Annotated in this window: 25 protein-coding genes and 1 other RNA gene; 7 read left to right on the top strand and 19 right to left on the bottom strand. The window is 67.5% G+C overall.

From position 1 onward, the window contains the following. Window positions 1–59 precede the first annotated feature (59 nt). Both E4M01_RS10015 and E4M01_RS10010 read right to left on the bottom strand, forming a co-directional pair. Window positions 60–542, bottom strand: coding sequence for a helix-turn-helix domain-containing protein (locus E4M01_RS10015; RefSeq protein ID WP_245158217.1), 483 nt, complete (start codon window positions 540–542; stop codon window positions 60–62). Window positions 543–720: 178 nt separating this feature from the next. Next, window positions 721–903, bottom strand: coding sequence for a hypothetical protein (locus E4M01_RS10010; RefSeq protein WP_135062907.1), 183 nt, complete (start codon window positions 901–903; stop codon window positions 721–723). A 260-nt stretch (window positions 904–1,163) separates the two neighbouring features. On the opposite strand from E4M01_RS10010, the gene E4M01_RS10005 reads away from it, so the two are divergent. The 3 genes from E4M01_RS10005 to E4M01_RS09995 are packed head-to-tail and all read left to right on the top strand — an operon-like array spanning window position 1,164 to window position 2,548. After that, window positions 1,164–1,799, top strand: a complete 636-nt coding sequence (locus E4M01_RS10005; protein ID WP_135062909.1) for a JAB domain-containing protein — start codon at window positions 1,164–1,166, stop codon at window positions 1,797–1,799. Next, on the top strand, window positions 1,796–2,059 hold the full coding sequence (locus E4M01_RS10000; RefSeq protein WP_135062911.1) for a hypothetical protein: 264 nt from the start codon (window positions 1,796–1,798) through the stop codon (window positions 2,057–2,059). The genes E4M01_RS10005 and E4M01_RS10000 overlap by 4 nt, the downstream gene beginning before the upstream one ends. Window positions 2,060–2,110: 51 nt before the next feature. After that, window positions 2,111–2,548: an AlpA family transcriptional regulator gene (locus E4M01_RS09995; RefSeq protein WP_135062913.1), complete on the top strand. Its 438-nt coding sequence runs from the start codon at window positions 2,111–2,113 to the stop codon at window positions 2,546–2,548. A gap of 111 nt (window positions 2,549–2,659) precedes the next feature. Here E4M01_RS09995 and E4M01_RS09990 read toward each other — a convergent pair whose 3' ends face one another. The 3 genes from E4M01_RS09990 to E4M01_RS09980 form a co-directional block, all read right to left on the bottom strand. Continuing rightward, on the bottom strand, window positions 2,660–4,063 hold the full coding sequence (locus E4M01_RS09990; RefSeq protein ID WP_135062915.1) for a site-specific integrase: 1,404 nt from the start codon (window positions 4,061–4,063) through the stop codon (window positions 2,660–2,662). Between the two features lie 269 nt (window positions 4,064–4,332). After that, entirely contained in the window at window positions 4,333–4,527 is a 195-nt protein-coding gene (locus E4M01_RS09985) for a DUF2842 domain-containing protein (protein WP_135062917.1), read from the bottom strand. Continuing rightward, the gene (locus E4M01_RS09980; RefSeq protein ID WP_245158219.1) at window positions 4,527–4,793 is read right to left on the bottom strand and encodes a transglycosylase; all 267 of its coding nucleotides are present in this window, start codon (window positions 4,791–4,793) and stop codon (window positions 4,527–4,529) included. Before E4M01_RS09980 ends, E4M01_RS09985 begins: the two co-directional genes overlap by 1 nt. Window positions 4,794–4,880: 87 nt before the next feature. On the opposite strand from E4M01_RS09980, the gene E4M01_RS09975 reads away from it, so the two are divergent. Further along, complete coding sequence (locus E4M01_RS09975) at window positions 4,881–5,978, top strand: COX15/CtaA family protein (RefSeq protein ID WP_135062919.1); 1,098 nt, start codon at window positions 4,881–4,883, stop codon at window positions 5,976–5,978. Window positions 5,979–6,140: 162 nt separating this feature from the next. Here E4M01_RS09975 and E4M01_RS09970 read toward each other — a convergent pair whose 3' ends face one another. The 4 genes from E4M01_RS09970 to fumC form a co-directional block, all read right to left on the bottom strand. Further along, the gene (locus E4M01_RS09970; protein ID WP_135062921.1) at window positions 6,141–7,286 is read right to left on the bottom strand and encodes a GNAT family N-acetyltransferase; all 1,146 of its coding nucleotides are present in this window, start codon (window positions 7,284–7,286) and stop codon (window positions 6,141–6,143) included. Continuing rightward, window positions 7,283–7,741: a RidA family protein gene (locus tag E4M01_RS09965; protein ID WP_135062923.1), complete on the bottom strand. Its 459-nt coding sequence runs from the start codon at window positions 7,739–7,741 to the stop codon at window positions 7,283–7,285. Before E4M01_RS09965 ends, E4M01_RS09970 begins: the two co-directional genes overlap by 4 nt. 113 nt (window positions 7,742–7,854) lie before the next feature. Then, a complete protein-coding gene (locus E4M01_RS09960; protein ID WP_135062925.1) occupies window positions 7,855–8,586 on the bottom strand; it encodes an AAA family ATPase in 732 nt (243 codons plus the stop codon). Next, window positions 8,583–9,974, bottom strand: a complete 1,392-nt coding sequence (gene fumC / locus E4M01_RS09955; RefSeq protein WP_135062927.1) for a class II fumarate hydratase — start codon at window positions 9,972–9,974, stop codon at window positions 8,583–8,585. The genes E4M01_RS09960 and fumC overlap by 4 nt, the downstream gene beginning before the upstream one ends. Window positions 9,975–10,066: 92 nt before the next feature. On the opposite strand from fumC, the gene E4M01_RS09950 reads away from it, so the two are divergent. After that, window positions 10,067–10,444 carry a RusA family crossover junction endodeoxyribonuclease gene (locus E4M01_RS09950; RefSeq protein ID WP_135062929.1) on the top strand — a complete coding sequence of 126 codons (378 nt, stop codon included), beginning with the start codon at window positions 10,067–10,069 and terminating at the stop codon, window positions 10,442–10,444. Here E4M01_RS09950 and E4M01_RS09945 read toward each other — a convergent pair. The 4 genes from E4M01_RS09945 to miaA form a co-directional block, all read right to left on the bottom strand. Continuing rightward, complete coding sequence (locus E4M01_RS09945; protein ID WP_135062931.1) at window positions 10,426–10,821, bottom strand: GFA family protein; 396 nt, start codon at window positions 10,819–10,821, stop codon at window positions 10,426–10,428. The genes E4M01_RS09950 and E4M01_RS09945 overlap by 19 nt on opposite strands. Window positions 10,822–10,899: 78 nt before the next feature. Next, the gene (locus tag E4M01_RS09940) at window positions 10,900–11,382 is read right to left on the bottom strand and encodes an SspB family protein (protein ID WP_135062933.1); all 483 of its coding nucleotides are present in this window, start codon (window positions 11,380–11,382) and stop codon (window positions 10,900–10,902) included. Between the two features lie 129 nt (window positions 11,383–11,511). Next, window positions 11,512–11,874: a transfer-messenger RNA gene (ssrA, locus tag E4M01_RS09935) on the bottom strand. Beyond that, window positions 11,875–12,738: a tRNA (adenosine(37)-N6)-dimethylallyltransferase MiaA gene (gene miaA, locus E4M01_RS09930; RefSeq protein WP_135062935.1), complete on the bottom strand. Its 864-nt coding sequence runs from the start codon at window positions 12,736–12,738 to the stop codon at window positions 11,875–11,877. 71 nt (window positions 12,739–12,809) lie between these two features. Between miaA and E4M01_RS09925 the strand changes: the two genes are divergently transcribed. Continuing rightward, the gene (locus tag E4M01_RS09925) at window positions 12,810–13,883 is read left to right on the top strand and encodes an Mrp/NBP35 family ATP-binding protein (RefSeq protein WP_135062937.1); all 1,074 of its coding nucleotides are present in this window, start codon (window positions 12,810–12,812) and stop codon (window positions 13,881–13,883) included. Window positions 13,884–14,112: 229 nt separating this feature from the next. On the opposite strand, the gene E4M01_RS09920 is transcribed toward E4M01_RS09925, so the two are convergent. From E4M01_RS09920 to E4M01_RS09910, 3 genes are all read right to left on the bottom strand, one after another. After that, window positions 14,113–15,609, bottom strand: a complete 1,497-nt coding sequence (locus tag E4M01_RS09920) for a Ppx/GppA phosphatase family protein (protein ID WP_135062939.1) — start codon at window positions 15,607–15,609, stop codon at window positions 14,113–14,115. Next, the gene (locus E4M01_RS09915; protein ID WP_135062941.1) at window positions 15,606–17,837 is read right to left on the bottom strand and encodes an RNA degradosome polyphosphate kinase; all 2,232 of its coding nucleotides are present in this window, start codon (window positions 17,835–17,837) and stop codon (window positions 15,606–15,608) included. Before E4M01_RS09915 ends, E4M01_RS09920 begins: the two co-directional genes overlap by 4 nt. A gap of 61 nt (window positions 17,838–17,898) precedes the next feature. Then, a complete protein-coding gene (locus tag E4M01_RS09910) occupies window positions 17,899–18,561 on the bottom strand; it encodes a DnaA ATPase domain-containing protein (RefSeq protein ID WP_135062943.1) in 663 nt (220 codons plus the stop codon). Between the two features lie 154 nt (window positions 18,562–18,715). On the opposite strand from E4M01_RS09910, the gene aspS reads away from it, so the two are divergent. Continuing rightward, entirely contained in the window at window positions 18,716–20,557 is a 1,842-nt protein-coding gene (gene aspS / locus E4M01_RS09905; protein WP_209316112.1) for an aspartate--tRNA ligase, read from the top strand. A gap of 6 nt (window positions 20,558–20,563) precedes the next feature. Here aspS and arsB read toward each other — a convergent pair whose 3' ends face one another. The 3 genes from arsB to E4M01_RS09890 are packed head-to-tail and all read right to left on the bottom strand — an operon-like array spanning window position 20,564 to window position 22,414. After that, the gene (gene arsB / locus E4M01_RS09900; RefSeq protein WP_135062947.1) at window positions 20,564–21,646 is read right to left on the bottom strand and encodes an ACR3 family arsenite efflux transporter; all 1,083 of its coding nucleotides are present in this window, start codon (window positions 21,644–21,646) and stop codon (window positions 20,564–20,566) included. Beyond that, window positions 21,646–22,068 (bottom strand): arsenate reductase (glutaredoxin), encoded by a 423-nt coding sequence (gene arsC / locus E4M01_RS09895; RefSeq protein ID WP_135062949.1) that lies wholly within the window; start codon window positions 22,066–22,068, stop codon window positions 21,646–21,648. Before arsC ends, arsB begins: the two co-directional genes overlap by 1 nt. Window positions 22,069–22,078: 10 nt before the next feature. Next, window positions 22,079–22,414 (bottom strand): helix-turn-helix transcriptional regulator, encoded by a 336-nt coding sequence (locus tag E4M01_RS09890; protein WP_135062951.1) that lies wholly within the window; start codon window positions 22,412–22,414, stop codon window positions 22,079–22,081. Window positions 22,415–22,444 lie beyond the last annotated feature (30 nt).

Genomic DNA, 22,444 nt, shown 5'->3' with positions numbered 1-22,444 from the left:
GAGTCGGACTGTCGCTGTTCAGAGGGCCTCGCGATGTCCGCGCCGATAGGGGGCAGTGGTCACGGACGAGGATCGACGTTCAGCCGCCGCCGGCCGCCGTCGGCCGCCGCCTCAAGCCGGTAGCCGACGCCGGGTTCGGTCAGCAGCAGGCTTGGCTCCGCAGGGACGGCCTCAAGCTTGTTGCGGAGCTGTCCGACGACGACCCGCAGATACGGGGTGTCGTCCGTTTGCGCCTTGCCCCACACGGCGGTCAGCAGGTCTTGGTGACTGACGACCTTGCCCAGGTGGCGCGCCAGATGGGCGAGGACTTCGAACTCCTCGGGGTCAGCCGGACAACCGCCCCGTCGCGGCTGACACGCCGGTGCTCGAAGTCGATGAGGACGGGGCCGAGCGCCACTCGCTCCAGTCGGACCGCGGCCGGCGCGCTGCGCATGTGCGCCGGGGTCAGCCCTGGAGTCTGCGTCATCGGATCCTGATGCTCGGTCTCTCGACCTGGGCGCTCGACGCGGGCCGACCTTCGCCTCGGCGATCGTCCCGGTCATCCGCATCGGCTTGACGCCTCGCCGCCTATGGGAGGGTATGGCGGGGCAGCCTCTGGGAGCGCGCTTTGTTAAGGCGGTGAACCCGGGAGCGACCCATATCCGCCGACTGCAGCCAAGCCGACCGGCCCGATCCGGCCCTCTTGGAACGGCCGCAGCGCGGCTGACGCCAGCCGTGCCTTCAAGGACGCGCGCCCTTCGCATAAGGCCCCAGGCCCATGGCGACCTCGGCCATGAAGGCGCGATGCGCTTCCCGGCTGGTCATGATCTCGCGGGCGCGCTCTTCGGTGACCCGGGCGTTGGCCAGCCTCTCCATGAGGCGGTGCTGGTCGTGGGGGCGCGTGGGAAAGGCGTCCTGCTGCATGTCACGTCTCCGGTTGCCGACCCGGAGACAGGCATACGCGCCGCTCCTGACTGCGGCCAGACTAAAAGTTCCGCTTTTGTTCTGTTCCTGTGGATGGGAGTGTGGAGCCCGTTCCAGCCGGCTGGAGGGGCGGGCGAGACTGGACGAGCCGACGGGGAGCCGGATCCCGCCTGTCGATCGGGAGCCGGCCCGGCGGTCTGAAAGGATGAAGGAAGGCGGGAGAGCGGGTGCTCCACGTCCGGAGCGGCAAGGAGACTGTCATGTCCCGTCCAGCATCCGCCCCCCGCGCCCTGAGGCCCACCGCGGAGGCGCGCCCTCGCTCGTTGAAAGCAGACGTCGTCCGGCCTCTGTCGGCGCTCGACGACGCCGCCCTGCTGGCCCTGTGGCTGCGCCGCTGGGAGCCCGATCCGGAAGGCGCGGCCGCCCGTCTCGTCGCCCGCTTCGACGGGCTCGGCGGCGCGGTCGGGGCGGATCGCCCGGCCCTGGCGCGGGCGGCTGCGCTGTCGAAGGCCGCCTTGGAGGACGTGGCCCTGTTGCGGGAGCTGGCGGCGCGCCTGGCGCGGGCGGCGGCCGCGCGACGGCCGGTGATCAGCGCCTGGAGCGCCCTGCAGGCCTATGCGCGCACGGTCCAGGCGAATGCGCCGCGGGAGCAGTTCCGCGTCCTGTTCCTCGATCACCGCAATCATCTGATGGTCGACGAGATCCTCGCTGAGGGCAGCGTGAGCCATGCCCCGGTCTTCAGTGCGGGCCCGGCCCGCGTCGCCGCCCGCGGCCGCGTGCCGGATATCCCTGAAACCCAGCGGTATGTGCGCGCGGTGATCGACTGTTACCTGGCCCTGAGCGCGGGTCGCAGGGTGGCGAGCGCGCGGGACTGCCGGCCGCGAGGTGCGGGATGACCGATCCCCTGACCGACGGCGCGGGTGAGACGCTGCTGACCCGCCAGGAGGCCTCGGCCCACCTGGCCGCCCTTGGGGTGAGACTGAAGCCGGCGACCCTGGCGCGGATGTGGTCGGCGGGCTCGGGCGGTCCGCCTTGCCGCCACATCCGCGCCAAGCCCTTCTATCCAAAATCCCTCCTGACGGACTGGGCCCGGGCGCAGATGAGCGAACTCCGCACGGCGGCGCCGCCCGCCGCCCAGGCGCGCCGTCGTGTCTAGCCGCCCGGTCGAGATTGGTTTCGTCCACCCTGTGGGGGAGGGGGCGGGACGATGACGGCGGACCGCCCGGGCGGAACGGGCGACCGCCTGCTGCCCTGGTCGAGGGTGCGAGACATCGCCGGCATCAGCCGCAGCACGGCCTGGCGCCTGCAACAGGCCGGACGATTTCCCGCGCCGGTCCCACTTTCGCCGGGGCGGGTGGGCTGGTGGGAAAGCGAACTCGACGCCTGGAAACTCAGCCGGCTGGACCGTAAGCCGCTCAAGGCCCCGCCCGGCAGGGGTGGACGAAAACCGCAGACCGACCGGGCGCTCCACACCGCCGCTGCGCCCGTGGATCGACCGCCGCTTCCCACCCTGGCGCTGTCCAGGCCGCCTTGGCCTGAGTCTCCGTCCAAGGCGTCCGGGCCGTCCGCGAGACCGGCGTCCCCTCCGCGGCGGTGCAAACGGGGACGCCCGGTCCACCCGAACCAGATCGATTTCGGCTTCTGAGGGCGACAGGGCTCAGGTAGACGGGAGGACGACGATCCTGCCGGCGCCGTCCGCTTTCGACAACTTTTGCAGGCAGGGCGCGCGGACGCTGTGCCGACAGGCGGTCGAGACTCAGTGAGACGGGGCGGGGAGCCTGAGAGGCGGCGCGGGCAGGGCCGGCGACGAGACCGGACTCGCGGCGACGTCGGAACGGACGGTGTCGAGGATGATCCGCTCAAGGGTCTCGATCGCTTCGCGCTTCTCCTCGAGATAGTCGTGCTGGACGTAGACCGACATGGTGATCGACGAGCCGCCGCCGAGGTCGCTGGCGTGGTTGAGCAGTTTTGAGAGGATGAAGGGGCTGACCCGCGCCCGGGCGAGGCGGGTGGCCCCGCTGCGGCGCAGGTCGTGGACGGTGATGTCTGGCACGCTGATGGCCACGCGCAGGTCGCGCATCGCATGGCTGATCGCCCCCGGTGAGATCGGGCCGGGGACCTTGCCCCGGCCGGGGAAGACGAAGGGCGACGCCGGTTGGCCGTCGGCGGATACCGGGCGAAGCGCCAGGGCTTCCTCGATCAGGCGGATCGAGCGTTCCCCCAGAGGGACCACGGTCGTCCGACCCGCCTTGGTGCGCGCCGCCGGGATTGTCCACGTCCGCTCAGCGAGATCCAGCTCGTCGACACGCATCTCGGCGATCTCCGCCCGCCGTTGCAGCAACAGTGCGGCCAACTGGATCACTATGCGGACAGGACGGCCCACCATGAGGGGCTCCTCGCGTCCGTTGGCCAGCGGGCGGCGGTAGCCGCTCGCATCTTCGAGCACCCTCCAGAGCGCGCGCAGCTCGGCATCGTCCAGCACCCGTGTGCGCGGCGTCTCCTCCGCCAGATCATCAAGCTGCTGGGCGGGGTTAGCGATAACCCGGCCTTCGGCGATCCCCCAGGCGAAGATCTGGCTGATGAGGCTGCGCGCACGGTTCGAGGTCACGCCCTTGCCGGCCTTCAGGATTTCTCGGAGCCGGCTGCGGACGACCGTCTTGTTGACCGCCTCGATGCGGAGAGGAGCCAGCGGATGAAGATGGTTTTTGTAGAGATTGCGTTCCGACAGAATGGTGGGCGCACGTTTGCGCCGCCGGCTCGGGCGGTACTCACCGCTTTCGGTCGCCTCGAAGTAGCTCTGGGCCAGGTCGTCGAAGGTTCGAAGCATTTCTTCCCTGGCTGCGGTCCGGGCCATCTGGATTTTGGTGGCCGGGTCGCCGCCTTCGTCCACTTCGACCTGCAGCTTCCTCGCCTTGGCTCTCGCGCCGGCGACGGTCAGGGCGGACTTGTCGCCGCCCGTCTGGTCCGGAGCAATATACCGGCCCAATCGAACCCGAGGTCGGCTGCCGTCCGGACGACGATACCGATAACCCCAAACCTTGGATTCGCCGGAGACGCGCAGATACAGTCCCTTCAGGTCGGCGTCCCAAAGTTCGAGACGGTCATCGGCCGATGCTTTGAGAGCGGCGACAGACCTGTCCGTCAGTCTGGTTGTCGTCATTCGACACCTCGCTCACGACCCCGATCCTGGGGTCCATATGGGGTCCAAAATGCAGAAACTCGAAGAATAACGGTGAAATGTGATGAACCCACAATTCGCCTATCTATCTGTCATTTAGCACGTTTTTGGGCATTATTGAAACGGGGTGAAAGAGGCTCCGAGAGCTCTGGGGGTCAAGGGGTCGCAGGTTCGAATCCTGTCGCTCCGACCATTCAAACTTAGGTCTGAATGACGGTTCAGGGGTCGCTTTCGGGCGGCCCCTTGTCGTTTCAGCCTCGTTCCGCCCAGCGGAACAGCGGGTAGAGAGGCACGCCCCAGGCCGTGCCGGCGAAGGCGTAGTAGAGCAGCTGGATCAGGACGTTGTCGGGCAGCTGCTCGCCGATCGCTACGGCCGCCCAGATGTAGCCGGCCAGAAAGACCAGCACCGCGATCATGGCGACGAAACGACGCGTGCGGGCGCCCATCAGCGCTTGCTCCGGAACAGGAAGAAGGCGAACAGGCACAGGATCGACCCGGCCATCGCCCACATCACCCACAGCCACTGATCCAGCGTCGCCAGGCCGAAGACGCGCACGCACAGGAACCAGCCGCAGGCCGCGCCGGTGGCCGACACGAGGCTGGTCGCCGCAAGCCCGCGCCGTCCTGTCAGCAGATCTGCGACCCAAGCCAAGGCGCCTGCGCCAAGCACGGCGATGATGAGTTCGGCGTACTGCACCAAAAGTCTCTCCAAGAACGTCTCGATCTTGCCGCGCGGTCGGGGCATACCCCCGGTGTCGGATCGAACCGACAGCATATCGGGGCGAACGACGGGCGTCGAATGAACCGTTTCTCTCAATCAGAACACTCTCGGCCGGTGGCGATCTGGCTGTTTCTCAGCGCGGCCCTGGTGTTCGCCATGGTCGTGGTCGGCGGCGTCACGCGCCTGACCGGCTCGGGCCTGTCGATCACCGAATGGCAGCCAATCATGGGCGCCGTCCCTCCGCTCAGTCACGCCGATTGGATGGAAGCCTTTGACAAGTACAAGGCCATTCCCCAGTACCAACTGGTCAACGCCGGCATGAGCCTGGCCGAGTTCCAGGGCATCTTCTGGTGGGAGTGGCTGCACCGCCTGTTGGGCCGGCTGATCGGGGTGGTGTTCGCCCTGCCGTTTTTCTTCTTCCTGCTGTGCCGACTGGCACCGCCGATGTCGTGGCTGGGCCGCATGGCCATGCCAAAACGCCTGATCGCGCGCTGCGCCGTGCTGTTGGCGCTGGGCGGGCTGCAAGGCCTGATCGGCTGGTGGATGGTGTCCAGCGGCCTGTCCGAGCGCGTCACCGTCGCGCCAGAGCGTCTGGCTGTGCACCTGGGCCTGGCCTTTTTGATCTTCGTCGGCCTGATCTGGACGGGGCTGGAGGCCTGGGCGGGCCCCGAGCGGTCGCGCAGTCCCGGCGGCTGGTCGCGCGGCGCCGGCCTCCTGCTGGGGCTGGTGATGGTCCAGAGCCTGCTGGGCGCCCTGGTGGCCGGAGGTCACGCCGGCATGGTCTACATCGACTGGCCGCTGATGAACGGTCAGGTCCTGCCGCCGGTCGACTGGGGGCAGGGGGCGTTAGCCTTCCTGCACGATCAGGCGTTGACCCAGTTCAATCACCGCATCGTCGCCTATCTGCTGCTGGCGGTCGTGACCCTCTATGTTATTCAGGCCCTGCGCTGGCGCCTGGCCGAGGGCATGGGCGCGTCGGCCATCGCCCTGGCGGCCGCGGTCTGGATGCAGGCGATCCTGGGCGTGCTGACCCTGATCCACGCCGTGCCTCTGACGCTGGGCGTCCTGCACCAGGCCGGGGCCGCAATCGTGCTGGGCGTGGCGACGGTCAATCTGTGGCTGGTGCTGCGCTCCCAGCCGCGCCTGTTCGTCAGCGGGCCGAGGCGGCGGATCTAGCGCCAGTCGACTTTCACGCCGTCATGCTCGGACTTGATCCGAGCATCCAGGCGCTCTGACCTCACCGCCGGCGCGGCTGGATCGTCGGATCAAGTCCGACGATGACGGCGAGAGAAGGAGAGGCTTGAGACTCTTGGGCTGAGGCCGGAGCTTCGACTGAAACTAGACGGCCTTGTAGGGGCTCATCTCGGCCGTCATCGCCTCGATCTCGAGGTCGATCCCCGTCCTTTCGCGCTCCAGATAGTCCGACACCGCCGCGCGCAGTCCGTCATGAGCGATCCAGTGGGCGCTGTAGACGGCCGAGGGCAGGTATCCGCGCGCCAACTTGTGCTCGCCCTGCGCGCCCGCCTCGACCCGCGACAGGCCGCGCGCGATGGCGAAGTCGATGGCCTGATAATAGCAGAGCTCGAAATGCAGGAAGGGCACGTCGTCCAGCGAACCCCATTGGCGGCCGTACAGGGCGTCACGGCCGATGAAGTTCAGCGCGCCGGCGATCGCCTGACCAGCGCGAAACGACATCACCAGGGCGATGCGGTCCGCCATCGTGGCACCCACCCGGCTGAAGAAGTCGCGCGTCAGATAGGGCCGGCCCCACTTTCGCGAGCCGGTGTCCATGTAGAAGGCGAAAAAGGCGTCCCAGTGCGCCTCTTCGATCTCGCCGCCGGTCAGGACGCGGATCTCCAGCCCGGCCTGGGCCTCGCGCCGCTCGCGCCGGATCGTCTTGCGGCGAGACGACGACAGCGCCGCCAGGAAGTCGTCGAAGCTCGCATAGCCGCCGTTGCGCCAGATGAACTGGATGTCCTGGCGCAGCAGTAGGCCCGCGTCGCCCAGCCCCGTCCATTCCTCCCGCGTCGGAAAGTTGACGTGCAGGGACGACACGCCCGCCTGTTCGGCCAGGCCGACGGCGCCTTGAAGCAGGGCCTCGCGCACCACGCCCGCGTCGGCGTCCGGGCGGGCCAGCAGGCGCGGCCCCGTCGCGGGGGTGAAGGGCACGGCGGACAGCAGCTTGGGATAATAGCGCCCGCCCGCGCGCTCATAGGCGTCGGCCCAGGCGTGGTCGAAGACGTATTCGCCCTGGCTGTGGCCCTTCAGATAGAGGGGCATGACGCCGATGACGGCGCCGTCGTCGCCCTCCAGCGCCAGGTGGCGCGGTCCCCAGCCCTGGCTCGGAACCGCGCTGCCCGACGCCTCGCAGGCGTGCAGGAAGTCATAGGAGAGGAACGGATCGCCGGTCGCCGCCGCGCAGGCGTCCCAGGCTTCGCGCCCGACGCCGGCGATGGAATCGTGAACGCGGACGCGTAACGTCACTTCACCTCGACGATGGCGTCCACCTCGACCGCGAAGCCGAGCGGCAGGCGATAGACGCCCACGGCCGAACGGGCGTGACGGCCCGCGTCGCCGAACACCTCGACCATCAGGTCCGAGCAGCCGTTGATGACGGCGGGAATGGCGCTGAACTCGGGCCCGGCCTGAACGAAGCCGCCCAGTTTGACGATCCGGCGCACGCGGTCGAAGTCACCGTCCAGCGCCGCCTTGATCTGGGCCAGCAGGTTGATCCCGCACAGGCGCGCGGCCTGATGGGCCTCTTCCGGCGTCACGTCGACGCCCACCGTGCCCTTGATCCCGCCCGAGGCGTCGTTCGACAGCTGGCCCGAGATGTGGATCAGCTCGCCCGCGCGCACCCACGGCACATAGTTGGCCACGGCCTGGGCGGGTTCCGGCAGAACGATGCCGAGCTGTTCGATGCGGGTGTGAATACTCATGGGGCGGGCTCCGAAGGTCGATATGGGACGAATGGGGCGGTCGGGCCAGATCAGCCCGGCGAAAAGGGCATGCGGCGGATGGGAAGCGCCCGTAAATCGGGCCGACCTTATCGTCAATCCTCGCTCATCAGGATGTCGAGATAGGTCTCAGGTCGGTTCAGAAAGCTTCTAGTTACCTGGAAATGCTCAGTGTCTTCGTAAGCCACACGCTCCAGTCCGTGAGCCGAAGCCTGGTAAATCCAAGCGTCCGGGTATGCGAGTAGAATGGGGGAATGGGTGGCGATGATAAACTGAGACCTCGCCGCAACAAGCTGATGCAATCTGGCCAGGAAGGATAGCTGGCGAGAGGGCGACAAGGCCGCCTCCGGTTCGTCCATGATGTAGAGACCGTCGCCCTCAAGCCTGTTCTCGAAAAAGTCGAAAAAGCTCTCTCCGTGAGACTGCTCGTGCAGGCGGGCCTGGCCCTTGCGGCTGGCGCCGGAGGCTTCGAGATAGGTTGCGGTGGTGAAGAAGCTCTCTGCTCTGAAAAAATAGCCGTCCTTCACCCTGATTGGCGCGCGCACTGGCCGGACGTAACGATGGAGCGCGGAATGAGAGGCCCGTGTCGAGTACTGATGGTCACGAGAGCCGCCTTCGGCGTTGAAGCCCCAAGCGACAGCGAGAGCTTCGATCAGGGTTGACTTCCCGGAGCCGTTCTCGCCCACGAAAAACGTCACGTGAGGGTGGAAAGCCAGGCTTTCCAAGCCGCGCAGCACAGGCAGATTGAAGGGATAGACCTCTTCGTCCCAATCCTCCTGGCGCTCAAAACGCGCTTCGAGCCAGTATGGGCGCTCCAGCGGGCTCATCCCGGCGAGATCATCTTTTCGGGGCGCACGGCCTCGTCGAACTCGGCGTCGGTCAGATAGCCGCCGCCGACGGCTTCTTCGCGCAGGGTGGTGCCGTTCTTGTGCGCCGTCTTGGCGATCTTGGCGCAGGCGTCATAGCCCAGCTTGCCATTCAGGGCGGTGACCAGCATCAGCGAATTGTTCAGGCCGCGCTCGATGTTGTCGATGCGGGGCTCGATGCCCACCACGCAGTTTTCGGTGAAGCTGATCGCCGCATCGGCCATCAGGCGCACCGACTGCAGGAAGTTGTAGGCCATCACCGGGTTGAACACGTTCAGCTCGAAATGCCCCTGCGACCCGGCGAAGGTCACGGCGGCGTGGTTGCCGAACACCTGAACGCAGACCTGCGTCAGAGCCTCGCACTGGGTCGGATTGACCTTGCCCGGCATGATCGATGAACCCGGCTCGTTCTCCGGCAGGGCCAGCTCGCCCAGGCCCGAACGCGGACCGGAACCCAAGAAGCGGATGTCGTTGGCGATCTTGAACAGCGAGGCGGCGACCGTGTTGATCGCGCCGTGCGAGAAGACCATGGCGTCGTGCGCCGCCAAAGCCTCGAACTTGTTGGGCGCGGTCTTGAAGGGCAGGCCGGTGATGGCCGCGATCCGGTCCGCCACGCCTTCCGCAAAGCCGACGGGGGCGTTCAGACCGGTGCCGACGGCCGTGCCGCCCTGGGCCAGCTCCATCAGGCGCGGCAGGGTCTGCTCGATGCGCTCGATGCCGTTGCGCACCTGAGCCGCATAGCCGCCGAACTCCTGGCCCAGCGTCAGGGGCGTGGCGTCCTGGGTGTGGGTGCGGCCGATCTTGATGATGTCCTTCCAGGCTTCGGCCTTGTCGTTCAGCGCATTGCCCAGTTGCTGCAGGGCCGGGATCAGGCGGTGTACCACCTCTTCCGCACAGGCCACGTGCATGGCCGTGGGATAGGTGTCGTTGGACGACTGGCTCATGTTGACGTGGTCGTTGGGGTGGACGGGTTTCTTTGAGCCCATCTCGCCGCCCAGGATCTCGATGGCGCGGTTCGAGATCACTTCGTTCGCGTTCATGTTCGACTGGGTGCCCGAGCCGGTCTGCCACACCACCAAGGGGAAGTGGTCGTCCAGCTTGCCCTCGATGACCTCGTTGGCCGCCTGCACGATGGCGTCGGTCAGCTTGGCGTCCAGCTTGCCCAGGTCGCGGTTCGTCTCGGCCGCCGCGCGCTTGACGATGCCCAGCGCCCGAACGATCGGCAGGGGTTGCTTCTCCCAGCCGATCTTGAAGTTGCCCAGCGACCGTTGCGCCTGCGCGCCCCAATAGCGATCCGCCGCGACCTCGATCGGGCCGAAGATGTCGGTTTCGCTGCGGGTCTGGGTCATGTCGCGTGCATCCTGAACGTGGCGAGAAGTCGCGCGGGGGTGTAGCACGCGAGCGTGCGCGGGCAAGCCGCGCCGGCGGACGCGGCGCTCACATGACTTCAGGCTGGATCGGCACGGGCAAGGTGCGGGCGCGCGAAAGCGGCGACGCCGTCGAGATCACCATCGACGGCCTGACCACCCAGGCCAAATACTACAAGCCCCTGGTCTATGAGTTCATGCGCAAGGAATGGCGCGGCGCCCGGCCGGCCTGGGGCGACTACACCGTCGAGATCGTGATGGAGCACGTCGGCGACCCGCCGTGGATGGACTTGGACAACCTCGCCAAGGCTCTGCTGGACGCCATCAAGGGCTACCTCTTTCACGACGACGCCCAGGTCGCCCGCCTGCTGGTCGAGCGGCGCGAAGGCGAGCGCGAGCGGATCACGATACGGGCGTATCCGCGCCGGTCGGATCACGCCTCGGGCGGATAGCGCTCGAAGGCCGGGACGGCGTCCAGATGCGCCATCCAGCTGATGCGTTCCGCCGTCTGGATCTGCGCCAGCAGGGGCAGGGCGCCCGGATCATCCAGCGTCGCGGTCTGGACATCGATCATGCCCGGAAAAATGACGTCGTTGGTGTAGAACAGCCCCGATCCGCAGGCGCCGCAGAAATAGCGTCGGCCGTGTTCGGACGAAGCGTACATCTGGGTCTCGCCCGTGATCGGAACCTGCTCGACCGCCGCCAGAGCCCATGCCACCGCCGGCGCGCCCGCCGCCTTGCGGCAGTCGGCGCAGTGACACAGCGCATGGCGCGCATCCGCCGGCATCGAATAGCGCACCGCGCCGCAATGACATCCGCCTTCAAGCATCACCGCCTCCCATTTGTGTTCATGATATGTTCCATTTGCCGCCTTGGCAATGCTGAACACGCGCGTGGGTGTCGAAGCCTACTTCTTACGGAACTGGTCCAGACTGACGACCTTGGGGCCGTCGTCGTCGCCCGTGGGGCGAGCCGGCGGCGGGGGCGGCGTGGGCTCGGGCTTGTCATCGACGATCTCCGGATCCTCGAACTGCAGCAGGAACTGCACGCTGGGATCGTAGAAGCGGGTCACGGCCGAATAGGGCACCGTCAGCACCTTGGGCACGCCGCCGAACTTGAGCATGACCGAGAACAGGTCGTGCTCGACCGCCAGGTCCCAGTACTGATGCTGAAGCACCACCGTCATTTCGTCGGGATATTTGGCGATCACGTCGGGCGGCACGCTGACGCCGACGCCGCGCGTCTTGAAGGTGATGTAGAAATGGTGCGCGCCGGGTATGCCGCCGGGGCCCGCCGCGCGCTCGAGCGCCTGGCGGATCACGCCGCGAAGGGCGTTCTGGGCGAGATGCTCATAGTGCATCTCGTCGACGGGGGGCTTCTCGACGGCCATCGTAACCTCGGCGGCTGGACGCGCGACTGATACCCGCGCGGCGGCCCGGACGAAAGGCGAGTTTTGGAGAAAGTGGAGAGGTGAAGCGCCGGGATTATGTTGCCAGGCTTCCGAGGTGCATCTGAAGCAAGTGGAGGGCTTCTGTTGCCAGGCGCCCTCCGGGCCCCGCCCAGGGATCTGAACCCCTAGGACTTAAGATTCGAAATCAACCGAACCGCATTACGCGGCGAGGCGGACTTCTCCAGCGAAGTTATCGTTCGCAGTTAGATAAAGGCCCGATACGGTGGGCCAGGACGAGCGAAAGCAATCCTCTTTACACGTCCGTCGATGCTAGTCGGCCCCGCACCGCCCGCCGATACACGGGAGGAATTGGTGGAGCCGCCGGGAATCGCACCCGGGTCCGGTCCGCTTATTACAGGCGCGTTTATCGCCATAGTCCGGGCGAACCCGGACAAATCCAATATAGGTCAGGCGGGCCCCCGTTCCAAGGGTTCAGGCGCGCGGCCAATCGGGCGTTTGATTGCGGAACCACGTCAACTGGCGCTTGGCGTAGTTGCGGGTGGATTGGGACAGCGCTTCGAGGGCCTGAGCGCGGGTGGTCTCGCCGGCCAGATGCGCCGCCAGTTCACGCACGCCGACGGCCTTCATGGCGGGAAGGGCGGGGTCCAGCCTGCGGGTTGAGAGAGCGTCGACCTCGGCCAAAGCGCCTTGATCCAGCATCGCCGCCGCGCGCCCGTCGCAGCGGGCGTAGAGTTCGGTGCGGTCGGGCTCGACCACCAGGCCGGTCCAGTCGCCTGGCTCAAGCAGCGGCTGGGTGTCGGCCTGCCAGTCGCTGAGCGCGCGGCCGCTGGCGCGATGGACGGTCAGGGCGCGGACCAGGCGCTGGCGGTCCCCGGCCTCGATGCGGGCCGCTGCCGATGGGTCGACCCGCGCGAGGCGTGTGCGGAAAGCGGCTTCGCCGTTCGCGTCGAACTCGTTCTCGACCTCTTTGCGCACATTGTCCGGCGCCGGGGGAATGTCGGCCAAGCCGCGGGTCAGGGCGGTGAAATACAGACCTGTCCCGCCGACCAGGATAGCCGGGCGGCCCTCCAGCGCCTGGATTTCAGCGAGGACGGCCCGACTCCAGCGCCCTACGGACCAGGCCTCGGCGGCGTCGGCCACGCCGTAGAGCCTGTGCTCGGCCAGGGCCTCGTCCTTCAGCGACGGGCGGGCGGTGAGGACGCGCAGGTCGGCGTACAGCTGCTGGCTGTCGGCGTTGAGGATCACCGCGCCCGTGCGCCGCGCATGCTCCAGCGCCAGGGCGGACTTGCCCGAGGCCGTAGGGCCGGCGATCAGCAGAAGGGGCGTCTGGGTCAAATCGGGCTCGCGGCTCGGCTGCTTGGGCGATAGAACGCGACCCTCCCGCCCGCAAGCTCAGGTGACCCGCCTTGCCCGACCGCCAGACCGTGCTGAACGCCCTGAACGCCGTGATCGATCCGGTCAGCGGCCAAGGACTGGTCGCCGCCGGCCTGGTCCAGGGGCTGGTCGTGGCGGACGACCGCGCGGGCTTTGTGATCGAGGCGCCCGCCGGCCGCGCGGCGCTCTACGCCCCGGTTCGCGACGCGGCCGAGGCGGCGTTGAAGGGCCTGCCGGGCGTGACGCGCGTCTCGGTCGTGCTGACCGCCGAGGCCGCCCCGGCGTCTGCCCCGGCGCCGCGCACCGCGGGCCTGTCCAAGGCCGCGCTGGATCAGGGGCGGCCCAAGGCGCCGGTCGCGACGGACCGCCCGGCCCATGTGCGGCGCGTCCTGGCCGTGGCCTCGGGCAAGGGCGGGGTAGGCAAGTCCACCGTGTCGGTCAATCTGGCGGCGGCGCTGGCGGCTCGGGGCCTGTCGGTCGGGGTGCTGGACGCCGACGTATACGGCCCGTCGTTGCCGACCATGCTCGGCCTGTCGGGCAAGCCGGCCTATGAGGACGGGGCCATGGTCCCGCACCTGGCTCACGGGTTGAAGGCCATGTCGGTCGGCCTGCTGACGAACGCCGACGACGCCATGATCTGGCGTGGCCCGATGGCGTCGCAGGCCATCACCCAGATGCTGACGCAGACCCGCTGGGGGACCGCCGAGGCCCCGCTGGACGTGCTGGTGATCGACCTGCCGCCCGGCACCGGCGACGTGCAACTGACCCTGATCCAGAAAACGCCGCTGGACGGCGCCGTCATCGTCACCACCCCTCAGGAGGTGGCTCTGGCCGATGCACGGCGTGCTCACGCCCTGTTCCAGAAGGTCGGCGTGCCCACCCTGGGGGTGATCGAAAACATGAGCGGCGAAGTGTTCGGTCGCGGCGGCGGAGAGGCCGAGGCGGCGCGGCTGGGCGTGGCCTATCTGGGAGACGTGCCGCTGCATGCCGACATTCGGGCCGCCGGGGATTCGGGCCGCCCCATCACCTCCATAGCTCCAGAGAGCATTATTGGACGATATTTCAAGGATATGTCGGCGTTAATCGTGGACCGACTTGAACTTTGATTTTCCGCGCGATACGCCGGCAGTCGGGACCCCGATCGAGGGCCTGGGGTGCGCACCGAAAAAACAGAGTCTGAATAGTGTGAATGGTGTGAAATCGGCTTGATCGTGGAGCGGGCTCTCGTCCGCCCGATTATAAGGCCGATGGATCGGGCGCCATGCAACTTGGCGGCCGTGCAACAAAACCCTCGGACATGTCAGACATTTGGTCTGGCAACCACGTCGTGATCCGTCATCCGCGCCCGGGTTCGACCACAAGCTTCAGCCCCGTCGCCTCGGCCAGAGCCTTGGCGCGGCGGCGGGTCTGTTCACCAAGGAGCAGGTCGGGTTCGCCGGCGACGACGAGGCGAAGCGCAGTGCGATCGATGTCCAGACGGGTCTGCTGCAGCAGTTCCGGCGCGCGCCCCGACAGGTCGCAGGCCAGCCGGATGGCCAGGCCCAGGGCGCGGGCGGTCAGGCGCTGGGGCTCGTCCAGCAGCCGGTCGATGGTGCGCGGCTCGGGCGTGGTGGGCGCGCCGCCATATCGCGCGTTGATGATCGAGGCCAGGAAGGCGCGCTCGGCGTGGCTTTGTCCCGGAACGGGGGCCCGCAGCACCTGGTCGAAGGTCAGCTCCACCCGGTGATCGGGATGCAGCCGCGCGCCGATGTCGGCCAGGGCGCAGGCGGCGCGGATCAGCACCGCGTCGCGCTCGCGGCCGAAGGCCGGCGGCAGGGCCTGCACCAGCGGGGCCGCCCAGGCCTCCAGAGCCTCGGGCAGGGCCGTAGATACGCCCTGGCGCGCCCCCAGAGCGGCGCTGCCGGCTATCAGCGGGTCGACGTCGCGGACGGCGGGCTCGAGCGCGTCGAAAACCAGCCCCTCGCGAACGCCCCAGGCCGACATCTCGATTCGCTCAAGGCCGAGACGGCGGATTAGCCGCTCCAGCACCAGGCAGGCGTAGGGCAGGGTTTCGGCGCGACGGCGCGAGACGCCCGGCAGTTTCTCCAGCCCCGCCCGCGACTGGCGCACGATCAGGGCGGCGGTTTCGAGGGCCTCCTCGGCGCTGAGGGCGTACTGGTGCACGACGCGCAAGGGGTAGTCGCGAAGGTTCATGTTCACCTGCGCCAGGGTGCGCCAGGCGCCGCCGACCGCATACAGGGTCGAGGACTGAAACCCCGCCGCCACGGGCTTGAGCTTGGCGTCGATGGTCTTGCGCACCCGGTCGGCGTCGAAGCCTTCGCCCTGGGCCAGGGCGAAGGGGCCGAGCGGCAGGGTCACGCCCTGCTTCATCCCCTGACTGTCGAGCCGGATCAGCTCCAGGCTGGACCCGCCCATATCGGCCGCGACGCCAGAGGCGTGGGGCGCGCCGGCCAGGACGCCGAGCGCGGCGTAGCGGGCTTCCTCCTCGCCGGTCAGAACGCGGATCGACAGCCCTGTGTCGGCCAGCACGCGTGCGCAGAAGTCCGGGCCGTCGGAGGCCTCGCGCACGGCGGCGGTGGCGACCACCAGGGTGCGGTCGGGTTGCACACCCTCCAGGACGGCGGCGAAGCGGCGCAGCGCGGTCAGCGCCGTCTGCGCACCCTCGGCCGACAGACGGCCGGTGGCCGGCAGGTCGCGGCCCAGGCCGGCCAGGACCTTTTCGTTGAAGACGGTCCACAGCGCCCGACCCTCAAGCCGGTACAGGACCAGGCGCACCGAGTTGGAGCCGATATCGATGGCGGCGATGTCGCGCGCCGCGTTGGGATCGGTCACCGGCGCTTCCGCGTCTTGGGACGGGGATAGCTGAGCGTTTCGGGCAGGGTCTTCACCTTGCGCCCGCGGCCGGACAGGCTGGGATTGGTCATGAAGTACTTGTGGGCCGAGAAGGGCCGGTCAGGATCGACCGGCATCACGCGGCGATAGCGCCCGTCGCCGTCCAGCGTCCAGCTTTGCGCATCGTCCTTGAAGTTGGCGACCATGATCTGATCCAGCACCTGATCGTGGACGGTGGCGTTGCGAACCGGGGTCATCAACTCGACCCGGCGGTCCAGATTGCGCGGCATCCAGTCGGCCGAGGCGATGTACAGGCGCGCCTTGTCGTGCGGCAGGTCGTGGCCGTTGGCGAAGGCGATGATGCGGCTGTGCTCAAGGAACCGGCCCACGATCGACTTGACCCGGATGTTCTCGGACAGGCCCGGCACGCCCGGCCGCAGGCAGCAGATGCCGCGCACCACCAGTTCGATGCGCACGCCCCACTGACTGGCGCGATACAGGGCGTCGATGATCTCGGGATCGACCAGCGAGTTCATCTTGGCCCAGATGGCGGCGGGCTTGCCCTTGGCGGCGGCCGACATCTCCTTGCCGATCGATTCGATCAGCGTCGCCTTCATGTTCAGCGGAGACACGACCAGGGCCTCCAGCTCGTCGGGCGTGGCGTAGCCGGTGATGTAGTTGAACACCCGCGTTGCATCGCGCGCCAGCACCGGGTCGCAGGTGAACAGGCTGAGGTCGGTGTAGATGCGCGCTGTCACCGGGTGATAGTTGCCGGTCCCGAAGTGGCAGTAGGTGCGCAGGGCCTCTGCCTCGCGCCGCACCACGACGCTGAGCTTGGCGTGGGTCTTGTACTCCACGAAGCCGAAGACGACATGGACGCCGGCCCGCTCCATCTGACGCGCCCAGCGCAGGTTAGCCTCTTCGTCGAACCGCGCCTTGAGTTCGATCAGGGCGGTGACGTTCTTGCCGTTCTCGGCCGCCTCGATCAGGGCGGCGACGATCGGGCTGTCCTTGGAGGTGCGGTACAGGGTCTGCTTGATGGCGATGACGTTGGGATCGCGCGCGGCCTGGCGCAGGAACTGGACCACCACGTCGAAGCTCTCGAACGGGTGGTGGATCAGCATGTCCTTTTCACGCACGGCCGCGAAGATGTCGCCGCCGTTGTCGCGCACCCGCTCTGGATAGCGGGGCTCATAGCCCTTGAACTTCAGATCGGGGTGGCCGGCGGGGATGAGCTCTGACAGCTGGGCCAGGCCCAGCATGCCGTCGACCAGCACCACGTCTTGCGGCGCGGCGTCCAGTTCGCCGACGATGAAGGCGCGCAGATCCTCGGGCATGGAGGCCTCGATCTTGATGCGCACGACCGAGCCCAGGCGGCGCTGCTTCAGCGCCTCCTCGAACTCCATGACCAGATCCTCGGCCTCTTCCTCGATCTCGATGTCGGAATCGCGGATCAGGCGGAACACGCCCTTTTCCAGGATGTCGCAGCCCGGAAACAGGTGGTCGATGAACAGCAGCAGCAGCGATTCCAGGCTGATGAAACGCTGGCGGCCGGGGGCCGAGCGGCCGTCGGTCGCCAGGGCCCAGAAGCGCCGCACCTGGGTCGGCACCGGCACGAGGGCGTAGAGCACGCGGTTGTCGCGGCGGCGACGCAGCTTCAGTCCCAGCGAAAAGCCGAGGTTGGGCAGGAAGGGGAAGGGGTGCGCCGGATCGATCGCCATGGGCGTCAGAACGGCGAACAGCTGGTTCAGAAACTCGGGCTCAAGCCGCTCGCGCTCGGTCTTGGTTATGCGGTCGCCGTCGACCAGCTCGATGCCGGCGTGAGCCATCTCCTTGCGCAGCTGACGCCACTGGGCCTGTTGCTCGGCCATCAGGCCGCCGGCGGCGATATTGACCTGCTCCAGCTGCTCCAGGGGCGTCAGGCCGTCGGGCGACACCACGCGGACGCGCTCGCGCACCTGGCCCTTCAGCCCGGCGACGCGGGTCATGAAGAACTCGTCCAGATTGTTGGCCGAGATGGACAGGAAACGCACCCGCTCCAGCAGCGGATGATTGGGGTTGGCCGCCTCTTCCAGCACGCGCCCATTGAAGGCCAGCCAGGACAGTTCGCGATTGATGAACCGCGACGGCGAGGCCATCAGATCTTCCGACAGCTCCAGCTGCGGGGCGCGGGAGGAGGGGACTTCCTCGCCGCGGGTGGCGTCGGCGATAGGCGCGATCTCGGTCATGCGCAGACAGTGACCCGCGGAAATGACAGGCGCAATCGCCCGCGTGGTCTCACCCCCGCCTTCAGCTCTGATCCGGCTCGATCACGGCGCGGGCCAGGGCGCGGGTGACCGGGCGGTGCAGGGCGTCCAGGCGCTCGACCACCGCCTCGGCGGCGGCGGCGGAACGGTCGATGCGGCGCACCAGATAGTCGACCACGCCCGCGCCGGGCTGGATGCTGCGCTCGGCGAAGCGGGCCATCAGCATGGCCGACAGGACCGCGTCGTCGGGGGCCTCGACGCTGACCGTGGGCGTGGCGTCCAGGCGTGAGCGCAGATCGGGCAGGTCCACCGTCCACTGCGCCGGCGCCGCGCGCGACACCAGAAGCAGCGCCCCGCCGCCCGATTGCGTCAGGTTGAACAGGTGAAACAGGGTCTCGTCGTCGGCGTCCTGGGCGCGGTCCAGCAGGATGGCGCGGCCCTCCAGCTCCAGCGGATCGGCCACGGCGGCCTCGGCGCCGTGCAGCGGAAAGGCGCCCACCCTCTCGGCCCAGCGCTCGGCCAGACGGCTCTTGCCGCAGCCTGCGGGTCCATGCAGGGCCAGGATGTCGCCGGGCGCGCGCGGCCAGTCGTCCAGCCGCGACGCCGCCGCGCGGTTGCTGTCGGAGACGACCAGATCGTCCGCCCAGGCCGGAACGTCCCGGGTGAGCGGCAGACGCAACTGGGGCGGGACGGGGGCCGTGGTCATGAGGCCTTGATAGCAGTCCGCACGGCCGCGCTCACGCCGGTTCCATCCACCGTGGTGGACAAGCGCGCGGGCCTGTGGGTGGTTGACTTTCGAGGGGGATGATGCGCCCTAGCGCGCTTCCGATTTCCCGCTGTTTCGCAGCCGACACCAGACGATTTTCGCCATGCACGCCTATCGCTCCCATACCTGCGGCGCCCTGCGCGCCTCCGACGCCGGCTCGAGCGTTCGCCTGTCCGGCTGGGTGCACCGCAAGCGCGACCACGGCGGCCTGCTGTTCATCGACCTGCGCGACCACTACGGTTTGACGCAGCTGGTGCTGCACCCAGAGACGCCGGGCTTTGCGGCGGTCGAGCGTCTGCGCGCCGAAAGCGTCATCAAGGTCGATGGCGAGGTGATCCGCCGCTCGGCCGAGACCACCAACGCCAATCTGCCGACCGGCGAGATCGAGGTGCGTGTCCAGGCGGTCGAAGTGCTGTCGGAAGCTGCGGAACTGCCCCTGCCGGTCTTCGGCGAGCCCGAATACCCCGAGGAAATCCGGCTGAAGAACCGCTTCCTGGATCTGCGCCGGGAGACGCTGCACAAGAACATCGTGCTGCGGTCGAAGGTCATCTCCTCGATCCGCAACCGCATGGTCCAGCAGGGCTTCCTGGAATACCAGACGCCGATCCTGACGGCCTCCAGCCCCGAAGGCGCGCGCGACTTTCTGGTGCCCAGCCGGATGCACCCGGGCCAGTTCTATGCGCTGCCGCAGGCGCCCCAGCAGTTCAAGCAACTGCTGATGGTTTCCGGCTTCGACCGCTATTTCCAGATAGCGCCCTGCTTCCGCGATGAAGACCTGCGCGCCGACCGGTCGCTGGAGTTCTATCAGCTCGACGTCGAGATGAGCTTCGTGACGCAAGAGGATGTTTTCGCGGCGATCGAGCCTGTCATGCACGGCGTGTTCGAAGAGTTCGCCGAGGGCAAGCCGGTGTCGCCCATCGACGGCTCGCACACCTTCACCAACGACGTCGGCGAGACGCTGGAGCACGCCGGCTTCGAGCGCCTGACCTATGCGCAGTCGATGGCCTGGTACGGCACCGACAAGCCGGACACCCGCAACCCGATCAAGATGCAGGTCGTGTCCGATCACTTCCGCGACGGCGGGTTCGGCCTGTTCGCCAAGATCCTGGGCGCGGACGCGAAGAACGCCGTCTGGGCCATTCCCGCCCCGACAGGCGGCTCCAGAGCCTTCTGCGACCGCATGAACTCTTGGGCGCAGGGCGAGGGCCAGCCGGGCCTGGGCTACATCTTCTGGTCGGACGATCAGGGCGCCTGGGGCGGGCCGATCGCCAAGAACCTGGGCCAGGAGCCGACCGAGGCGCTGATGGCCTCGCTGGGTCTGGGCAAGGGTGACGCCGCCTTCTTCACGGCCGGCGACCCCGCTGTCTTCGCCAAGTTCGCCGGCCTGGCGCGCACCCGAGTCGGCACCGAGCTGAAGCTGATCGACGAGGACCAGTTCAAGTTCTGCTGGATCGTCGACTTCCCGATGTTCGAATGGTCCGAGGACGAGAAGAAGGTCGACTTCTCGCACAACCCGTTCTCCATGCCTCAGGGCGGGCTGGAGGCGCTGGAGACCCAGGATCCTCTGACCATCCGCGCCTATCAGTACGACATCGTCTGCAACGGCTATGAGCTGTGCTCGGGCGCGATCCGGAACCACAAGGCCGAGATCATGCTCAAGGCCTTCGAGATTGCGGGCTACGACGCCTCGGTGGTCGAGGACCAGTTCGGCGGCATGCTGAACGCCTTCCGCTATGGCGCGCCCCCGCACGGCGGCCTGGCGCCGGGCATCGACCGCATCGTCATGCTGCTGGCGGGCCAGACGGCCATCCGCGAGGTCATCGCCTTCCCGCTGAATCAACAGGGCCAGGACCTGCTGATGAATGCGCCGGCCGATGTGCGCGAGGCGCAGCTGAAGGAACTGTCGATCCGCAAGGCCCTGCCGCTCAAGACCTGAGCGGTTTCAGCGCGGCCCCGTTTCGGGGAAAAGACGACGGCGCAGCCATAACGCCACCGAAACCAGCAGGATCAGCACCGGCACCTCGACCAACGGGCCGATGACGGCGGCGAAGGCCACAGGGCTTGCGAGGCCGAAGGCGGCGATGGCGACGGCGATCGCCAGCTCGAAGTTGTTCGAGGCCGCCGTGAAGGCAAGGGCGGTCGTGCGCGGATAGTCGGTCTGTATCAGCCTGCCCATCAGAAAGCTGACCACGAACATCACGAGAAAATAGATGGTCAGGGGCATGGCGATACGCAGCGCGTCGCCCGGCAGAGCGACTATGTCGCCGCCCTTGAGACTGAACATGGCTATGATGGTGAACAGCAGCGCGATCAGGGTGATCGGCGCGATGCGAGGCAGGAAGCGGGCCTCATACCATTCGACGCCCTTGCGTGCGATGGCCGCGCGCCGTGTCAGCCAGCCCGCGAGAAAAGGGGCCCCGAGATAGACCAGCACAGCGCCGGCGATGGTCCAGAAGCTGACGTCCACGACACTGGCCTGTAGTCCAAGAAGCCGAGGCAGGATGTCGAGGAAGAACCAGGCATAGGCGCTGAAGAACAGGATTTGGAAGACCGAGTTGAAGGCCACCAGGCCCGCCACATATTGGTTGTCTCCCCGCGCCAGCTGGTTCCAGACCAGAACCATGGCGATGCATCGCGCCAAGCCGATGAGGATGACGCCGGTCATGTATTCGGGCTGATCCCTCAGAAACAGGACAGCCAGCGCGAACATCAGCACCGGTCCCAAAACCCAGTTCTGTAACAGCGACAGGATCAGCACCCGCCGGTCGGCGAAAACCTGCGGCAGGGCCTCGTACTTCACCCGCGCCAGAGGCGGATACATCATCAGGACGAGACCGATGGCGATCGGTATGTTGGTCGAGCCGATCGACAAGGCGTCCAGACCTGCGGGAAGCCCCGGCACGAAGAGGCCGAGCGCGACGCCCAGCGCCATGGCTGCGAAAATCCACAGGGTCAGCCAGCGGTCGAGAAAGGACAGGCGGGCTCGCGCGGGGCGGAGCGAGGCGGCGGCTGAGGCTTCCAGCATCAACGCACTCGATGGCCGTTGACGTCGATCACGACTTCCCCGTCCTCCTTTGCGAAGGCCGCCAGACCCTCTGATGGGATCAGATCCAAGACCGTCTCCGACGGACGACACAGCCGCACGGCATCGGGTGTGACGACAATGGGTCGATTAAGCAGGATCGGATGCGCCTGGATCGCATCCAGCAGGGCTTCGTCGCTCAAGGCGGCGTCCTCCAGGCCAAGGGCCTCGAACGGGGTTCCCTTGCGGCGCAGAACGTCGCGTAGCGGCACGCCCATGCGCCGAACAAGGTCGATCACCAAGGCTCGAGCGGGGGGAGTCTTCAGATATTCAATAACGTGCGGCTCGATCCCTGCATGCCGGATGAGGGCGAGCGCATTGCGGGAGGTCCCACAATCGGGGTTGTGATAAATGACGACGTCCATCGCCGTATCCTCAAGCAGGGCAGGGAGAAAAACGGGCCAGCAGAGGATCACAGACCTCGGACCGACCTTGGCAGCAGTCGGCCAGAAGGAAGAGGACAAGACCCTGAAGGCGTTCGAGTTCGGCCCGGTAGATGATTGATCGGCTGTCCCGGCGCGACCGCACGAGACCCGCGCGCGCCATCACCGCAAGATGGGACGACAAGGTGTTGGGGGGCACGTCAAGCATTCGCGCCAGACTGCCCGCCGACAGACCGTCCGGTTCATGTCGCACGAGCACGCGAAAGACGTCAAGCCGGGTGGACTGGGCCAGGGCGGCCAACCCTTCGATCGCCTCGATAGATTCCATATTTCCAGGATAATCGAAATATGATCCCTG

Source organism: Brevundimonas sp. MF30-B (assembly GCF_004683885.1).
Taxonomy (GTDB): Bacteria; Pseudomonadota; Alphaproteobacteria; order Caulobacterales; family Caulobacteraceae; genus Brevundimonas.
Note: the sequence above shows the minus strand (reverse complement) of the source record. Positions and strands in the feature narration are given on the sequence as shown.